Genomic DNA, 7,555 nt, shown 5'->3' with positions numbered 1-7,555 from the left:
GAATCGCCTTGAAATCGGCCTGCACTTTCTGCAGACGCGCTTCGTCGGCACGGTTCAGTACCGCCGGCGCGACGATGCTGGCCAGCAGCCCGATGATGATGACCACCACCATGATTTCAATCAGGCTGAAGCCGCTCTGACGGCCAAGGCCTTTAAGGTTCCGGTTCATAGGTGTGACTCCCACTGTGTTATTGAAGGTCTCAGATCAGATGAGACTGTTCATTTCAAAAATTGGCTGCAGAATGGCCATCACGATCAGGCAGACGGCGCCGCCCATAAACACCACCGTCGCCGGCTCGAGCAGCCCCATGGCCACCCCGAGCATCATCTCCAGCTCGCGCTCCTGATCCTGAGCGGCGTTCTCGAGCTGCTCGGGCAGGGTGCCGTTGGCTTCACCGCTGGCCACCAGTTGCACCAGCAGCGGCGGAAAGAACCCGGCGTTTTCCATCGCCCGGTGCAGACTGGTCCCTTCCTGAACATCTTCGGCGACCGCTTCACAGGCTTCCTGCATGATCTTGTTGGTCATCACCTGCCCGGCAATCCGCAGCGCCTGCAACAGCGGTACGCCGCTGGAGGATAACAGGGCCAGGGTCGCCGCAAAGCGGGCCGAGTTGATCTGCCGGATCAGGTTGCCCATGACCGGCAGTTTCAATTTGATTTCATGCCAACGCCGCAGCCGCGCCTCGTTGCGAAGCAGGCGCCGGAACCCGACCACCAGTCCGATCAACGCCAACAGGGTGTAGTGCCCATAGTTGAGGATGAAATCGCTGCTGGCAATCAGAAACTGGGTCAATGCCGGCAGTTCCCGTTCCCCCTGCTGGAACACGCTGACCAGCTTGGGCACCACAAACGCCATCAGGGCCACAATGACCGTAATACTGATAAACAGCAGCACCAGCGGATAGATCATGGCCATTTTCAGCCGCTGCTGAATCTGCTGGTTGCTCTGGGTGTATTCCGCCAGTCGCTCCAGCACCGGTGCCAGATAACCGGAGCTCTCCCCGGCTTTGACCAGAGCGCAGTACATGGTATCGAAGGCGCCGGGCACTTCCGCCAAGGCCTTGGCCAGACTGAACCCTTCAAGCACCTTAGTGCGCACCTGGAGGATGATCTGTTTGTTATTCGGTTTCTGCTGTTGCTTGGCGGTGGCCTGCAAGGCTTCGTCCAGGGGCAGCCCGGACTTCACCAGCGACGCCAGTTGCCGGGTGATCAGGCTCAGATCCCGGGCGTTCATCTTGCTGCGCCAGCGCTGGCGGAGCCCCGCCAGGCCCGGCTCGCCTTTGGTGGCCCGGCGCCCACCGGTGACGCTACTGACGTCCAGGGGCTTGAGTCGCTTGGCGCGCAACTGACTGCGCACCTGGCGCTCGGAGTCTCCCTCGAGAATGCCTTTGACCGTTTTACCGGCCTCATTCAATGCTTGATAACTGTAGGCACCCATGGCGTATCGTCTCGCGGTTACGTCGGCTAGCTGGCGGTGGTGACCCGGAGCACTTCCTCCAGGCTGGTCACCCCGTCGAGCACGCACTGGCGACCATCATCACTGATGGACGGACTGTTCTTGCGCGCCTCGGCAATCAGTTCGTGTTCACCGGCCTGTTCGTGGATCAGGTGACGCATCCGCTCATTGATTTCAATCAGCTCGTAGATCCCTTTACGACCCCGATAACCCATGTTGTTGCACTGCTTGCAGCCCACCGGTTTGTAGATGGTGGCTCCCTCAGGCAGATTCATCAGTTCCCGCTCCGCCTGATCGGCCTGATGGGGCTCCCGGCAGGCCTGACACAGTTTGCGCACCAGGCGCTGGGCCATGACCACTTCGAGACTGGAGGCCAGCAGGAAGGGTTCAACCCCCATGTCTTTCAGGCGCATCACCGCACCGATGGCGGTGTTGGTGTGCAGGGTGGAGAGCACCAGGTGACCGGTCAGACTGGCCTGAATGGCAATTTCGGCGGTCTCACCGTCGCGGATCTCACCCACCATGACCACGTCCGGGTCCTGACGCAGAATCGCGCGCAGCCCGCGGGCGAAGGTCATGTCGACCTTGGTGTTGACCTGGGTCTGGCCGATGCCCGGCAAGAGGTATTCCACCGGGTCCTCAATGGTCAGGATATTGCGGCTGCGGGTATTGATGTGGCTCAGGCCCGCGTACAGGGTGGTGGTTTTACCCGAACCGGTCGGACCGGTCACCAGAATGATGCCGTGGGGCTTGAGCAGGGCTTTGGCCAGCCGGTCGCGCACAAAGGGCGGCATGGCCAGCTGGTCCAGGGTCAGTTGCCCGGCCGCCTGGTCGAGCAGGCGCAATACAATCCGTTCACCGTGGGCCGAGGGGATCGTGGACACCCGGATGTCTACGGCGTGGCCCGCCAGGCGCACGGTAATCCGGCCATCCTGGGGCAGGCGCTTCTCGGCGATATCCAGGCGCGCCATAACCTTCAGGCGCGATACCAGCACCGGGGCGAGCTCGGCCTTGGGGGACAGGATTTCACTCAGTACCCCATCAATACGGAAACGCACCGACACCCGATCTTCAAACGGTTCCAGGTGAATATCCGAGGCGCCCTCGCGCACCGCCTGGGACAGGATGGCATTGATCAGGCGGATGATCGGGGCATCGTCATTGCCCGCCAGCAGGTCGGTTCGATCGGCCAGGTCCTCGGCCATGGACGACAGGTCGTACTCGGCCCCCAGATCCTCGGCCGCCTGTTGCGCGGCGCCATCGCCACTTTGGTAGACCTGGGTCAGGCGCCGCTGAAAATCTTCGGTGGGAATTTCTTTCAGGCGAAATTTGGTTCCAAGGTATCGTTGCAGTTCGAGCAATACATTGAGATTGAGCCCGGGACGATAGAGCAGGGTGGCTTCGGTTTCTTCCTCGTCCAGCATCACCCCATGAGTGGAGGCAAAGGAAAAGGGCAGACGCGCGTGGGCCGCGTCCTCACCGGCGCTGGCGGCCTGAACCTCCTCTTCCTCCGGCAGCTGCGGTGAAGCGTTGTTCTCTTCAAACTCGTCCAGCATCGACTCTACCGCCACAGGTTACTCCTCTTCCGCCTCGTCGGCCTGATCGTCCTCGCGCTCCTCGCTCATCATGCGAATGCGTTCGGCATCGTCGACCTTTTCTTGCCATTCGGGCAGCATCGGAATGTCGTCAGTGCTGAACAGCATGCCACCTGCGCGGCGACGGTTTTCCTGCTGTTCCCGCAGCGCCTTGTACTTCTCCGCGGTGGCGCCTTTAAGCAGCTGGTCATCCTCGATCACCGTAGCGCGAATGAACACCAGCAGATTGGTTTTCGACAGGGAGTCCACCTGATTGCGGAACAGGCGGCCCATGATCGGTACATCGCCCAGGAACGGCACTTTCTGCACCGAGGTCTGAATTTCTTCTTCGATCAAACCACCGAGAACCACGGTTTCACCGTTCGCCGCCAACACCTGGGTTTCCAGTTTGCGCTGGTTGGTGATCGGACCGTCGGAGTTGTTCAGGTTGGACAGGCTGGACACCTCCTGGGAAATATCCAGCACCACACTGTCGCCCGCGTTCACATGAGGAGTCACTTCCAAGAGAATACCCACGTCGCGCCGCTCAATGGTCCGGAAGGGGTTGCCCGGGTTGCTGTTACCGCCGGTGGAGGCGTAGGAGCCGGTGGCGAAGGGCACGTTCTGGCCCACGGAAATCGACGCTGTGTGATTATCGGTGGTCAGCAGGTTGGGCGTCGAGAGAATATTGGTAGAGCTGTTTTCCTGCAGCATATTGAGAATGCCCAGAAAATCGGTGCGCTCGCCAAGTCGACCTATGCCGAATATCTGTCCCTGAGTCTGGGACAGTGTCCCCGCCAGACTGACCAGTCCGTTGTCGTTATCATCATTATTGTCCAGTGCACCAACACCAATAGCGCCAAGCTGACCGCTACCAGTGGTGGAGCTGCCGAAGCCGCGCTTGTCGTCGCGGTACATCCACTGAATGCCCAACTCCCGACCATCAGTGTCTTCCACTTCCACGATGATTGCTTCGACCAGCACCTGGGCGCGACGAATATCGAGGCTGTCGATCACCGCCAGCAGTGACTCCATGGTATCGCTGTTGGCGGTGATCAGCAGGGAGTTGGTGTCTTCATCGGCCTGGACATTGGTCTCCTGACGACGGGCATTGTTGTTGCCGCCCTCTTCCGAACGGGCGATGTTCTGCATCACGCCGTTGAGCACTTGCGCCACATTTTCCGCTTTCGCGTACTTGAGATAGACCACCCGAACATTACTGTCTTTGGTGCGCGGCCGGTCCAGACGCTCAACCAGTTGGCGAATGCGTTCGCGCTGGAGATCATCGCCGTGCACCAGCACCGCGTTGATCCGGTTGTCCGGCACCACGGTGAGTTCGGATTGACCGCCGTCTCCGGCGCCGGGCTTTTCAATCTGGGTCACGGCGCGGGCCACGTCTTCGGCCAGCGCAAACTCCAGCTCGATCAGCTCGGTTTCCACCACAGAGGACTGATCAATCTGGGAAATGATTTCTTTCAACCGAAGGATATTGGAGCGGGTGTCGGTGACGATGATGGCATTGCTGGGATCGTAGGCGGACAGGTGGCCGTGTTGGGGAACCAGCGGACGAAGGGTAGGCAGTACCTTGGAGGCACTGATATTTTCCAGCTTCAACACCTGGGTCACGTAGGTGTCATCCCCGAGCGGGTTGGAGCCCAGGTCCGTGGGGACCGGCAACGACCGGGCGTCCCGGTTGGGAACGATACGCACCACATTGCCATTCTCAACAGCGGTGAACCCCTGCACATCCATCATGGACAGGAACAGCTCGTACAGCTCTTCTTTATTGACCGCGTCCTGGGACATGACCCGCACCTGGCCCCGCACTTTGGGGTCCACCAGGATGGTCTTGCCGGTGGCATCCGCAACGAACTTGATCACTTCCTGGATGTCGGTGTCCTTGAAGTTCACCGTCCAGGTCTGCTGCGCCCAGGCATTGAGGCTGACGCAGAACAGAGCCGCTGCTAGAGTTCCTGCCAGACGTTGCACACACACTTTCACTGGTCTTCCTCGCTGTTATTCGAGCTCGATGTCGATTGAGACTTCCTGGCCATCCCGGTCAATCAGAAGGCTGGCGGAACGGGCATCACCCATTTCGCGATAAATTTCCATGACGCGCTGCGGGCTGGTGAGTTCAACCCCATTGACCGCCTTGACCACGTCGTCGGCCTGCAGGCCAAGTGAATCAAACAGTTGCCGATCCCGACCGGGGCGGATCTTGTACCCGACGATCTGACCGTTCTCCCGGTGAATACTCATGGACACCACATCGGACAATGACTGGCTGCCCACCCGTGCGGCAACCTCATCGGCGGCGTCTTCAAGCTCCTCCTGCGGCGCTTCCCCGGTGTTACCGGGCGTCTCCGCCGGGGTATCGTAGACCGGCTCTTCGTCGCCCTCCCAGCTGCGCCCCGGGGTATCGGGCACTGGTTGGCTGGCAGCGAGGCTGCTGCTCCAGTCGTCGTCGGTATAGAGCCACAGAGATTCGTAGCGCCCGGCGTTGTTCAGGATGACCCGCAGGGGCAGTACCTTTTCCAGGGTCACGCTGCCTCGCACCGGCAACTCGTCACCGGGCGCATATATCGCCTGGTCTTTGCCATCGGCAATGATCGCACGGGCAGCGGTCTCGTCATTACTGCCCATCACGCCCCGCAGTACCAGCTTAAGGTCGGTATCTACCGCCTGATCCTCAATACTGGGGCCGCTCGCGGGACCCGCGGCTTCCCCGTCCAACGCACCGGGCTCCTCGTCGGCCGAGGCCTCTCCAAAGATATTGAGTGACGCCAGCGCCGCGATATCCACGGCTCTGGCCGAGCCGCCACTGCGCTCGGAGGTCACCGCATTCGGCGCCACTTGCGCTTTGGGAATCTCCGGCGCCGGTATCAGTACCCACAGCAGTTGGGCCAGGGTGTAGCTGAGCCACAGGACAATGAGAAATTTGGCACCAAAACGCCAGACACCGGACGGCACCCGAGCCAGCCATACGCCACCCTGACGCAGCCACTCGGCCAGTCGTTCACTGCGCCAGTCGGTCCCTGCGGATGCCGACGGATTGTGTTTCCTTTCTGTGTTCGACAATTGACTACTCCACGCACGCTCGAACGCGCTACCACTGGCGATCTGCCTGCGCCACGATGGTTTTATTCTTATCCGGCCACGACCACGGATTGTACCCCAGATCAGTCAGGCCAGGAAAAAGACGCCAAAGCGCAAGAGGCCTTGTAACCGATGGTTATGACACTATTATGCCAAGGTAAATTCCGCTCGCGGAAAAAACGCTCGGCGAGCATACCGTCTCTGCCCCGGAATTGAAACCGAAACCCCTCCGGAATCGCGACCAGGGTCACGTTTGGCGGGGTCTGCCGGCCATTCCCGGGCCGCTACTCAGAGGCCGGGGCCCGGTACAACAAATCCCACACACCGTGCCCCAGACGGGCACCGCGCTGTTCAAATTTGGTGATGGGGCGGTAGTCGGGACGCTCCGCGTATTGCCCCGGTGCCACCGCATTGGTGAACCCCGGAGCCGCCTCCATCACCGCCTGCATATGCTCGGCGTAATTCTGCCAGTCCGTCGCCAGATGAAAAATACCGCCGGGCTTGAGCTTGGTGCGCACCTTTTCGACAAAAGCCGGCTGTACGATACGCCGTTTATGGTGTTTCTTTTTGTGCCAAGGATCGGGGAAATACAGTTGAAAGCGATCGATGCCGCCCTCCGGGATGCAGTCATCCAGCACATCAATGGCGTCCGCCATATACACCCGGAGGTTATCCAGCCCGGCATCGGCGGCGCCTTTGATGAGTCGCCCCACGCCGGGCGGATGCACCTCGATGCCGATAAAGTCTTTGTCCGGTTCCTGCTGTGCCATGGCCAGCAGGGAATCTCCCATCCCAAAACCGATTTCCAGCACCCGAGGGGCCACGCGGCCAAAAGTGGCCTCCAGATCCAATCGTCCATCGTGAAGGCTCAGCCCGTAACGGGGCCAGCAATCGTCAAAGGCCGCCCGCTGCCCCTCGGTAATCCGCCCGGCCCGAATCACGTAGCTTCGAATGGCCTTGGGTTTGTACTCCGGGCGAATCATCAGCCGGCTGTCATCTTGTTCAGTCATGAATTCCACTATCGTCGAATGAGTTGAGGCTTCCCAGGTCGCCTCAGGTTTTCAGGGCCCGAATGCCCACCGCCAGCAACAGGACCCAGCCCACCATGAAACACAGGCCACCCAGAGGTGTCACCGGCCCCAGCCAGCGCGGACCGCCCAGAGCCAACCCATAGAGGCTACCGGAGAACAGCAACACCCCGAGGACAAAGGTCCAACCGGCGGTCAGCAGGGAGAGCGTCGGGCCGAACCAGCGCAGCAGCGCAACCACCGCCAGCAGCGCCAGAGCGTGGTACATCTGATACTGAACCCCGGTCTCAAACGCCGACAGGGCGGACGCCGGTAGCCGGGCTTTCAGCCCGTGGGCGGCGAAGGCGCCGAGCATGACCGATAGCAGACCAAACAACGCGGCCAACACCAAAAACACAGCC

7 protein-coding genes are annotated in these 7,555 nt (G+C 60.6%); all 7 read right to left on the bottom strand.

The features are described from left to right. Nucleotides 1–169, bottom strand: a 169-nt coding sequence (locus tag B3187_RS09780; RefSeq protein ID WP_286806209.1) for a prepilin-type N-terminal cleavage/methylation domain-containing protein, incomplete at its 3' end; no start/stop codon positions are given. 36 nt (nucleotides 170–205) lie between these two features. Beyond that, nucleotides 206–1,438: a type II secretion system inner membrane protein GspF gene (gene gspF, locus B3187_RS09775; RefSeq protein WP_024461571.1), complete on the bottom strand. Its 1,233-nt coding sequence runs from the start codon at nucleotides 1,436–1,438 to the stop codon at nucleotides 206–208. A gap of 26 nt (nucleotides 1,439–1,464) precedes the next feature. Continuing rightward, a complete protein-coding gene (gene gspE / locus B3187_RS09770) occupies nucleotides 1,465–3,012 on the bottom strand; it encodes a type II secretion system ATPase GspE (protein ID WP_286806208.1) in 1,548 nt (515 codons plus the stop codon). An 18-nt stretch (nucleotides 3,013–3,030) separates the two neighbouring features. Next, complete coding sequence (gene gspD, locus B3187_RS09765) at nucleotides 3,031–5,019, bottom strand: type II secretion system secretin GspD (protein WP_286806096.1); 1,989 nt, start codon at nucleotides 5,017–5,019, stop codon at nucleotides 3,031–3,033. A gap of 27 nt (nucleotides 5,020–5,046) precedes the next feature. After that, complete coding sequence (gspC, locus tag B3187_RS09760) at nucleotides 5,047–6,108, bottom strand: type II secretion system protein GspC (protein WP_286806094.1); 1,062 nt, start codon at nucleotides 6,106–6,108, stop codon at nucleotides 5,047–5,049. 302 nt (nucleotides 6,109–6,410) lie between these two features. Next, complete coding sequence (gene trmB, locus B3187_RS09755) at nucleotides 6,411–7,136, bottom strand: tRNA (guanosine(46)-N7)-methyltransferase TrmB (RefSeq protein ID WP_286806092.1); 726 nt, start codon at nucleotides 7,134–7,136, stop codon at nucleotides 6,411–6,413. A 43-nt stretch (nucleotides 7,137–7,179) separates the two neighbouring features. Continuing rightward, nucleotides 7,180–7,551: a DUF423 domain-containing protein gene (locus B3187_RS09750; protein WP_286806207.1), complete on the bottom strand. Its 372-nt coding sequence runs from the start codon at nucleotides 7,549–7,551 to the stop codon at nucleotides 7,180–7,182. Nucleotides 7,552–7,555: the final 4 nt, after the last annotated feature.

The sequence above is a fragment of the Marinimicrobium sp. UBA4209 genome (assembly GCF_002381585.1).
GTDB lineage: Bacteria > Pseudomonadota > Gammaproteobacteria > Pseudomonadales > Cellvibrionaceae > Marinimicrobium > Marinimicrobium koreense.
This window is presented reverse-complemented; position numbering and strand designations above follow the sequence as displayed.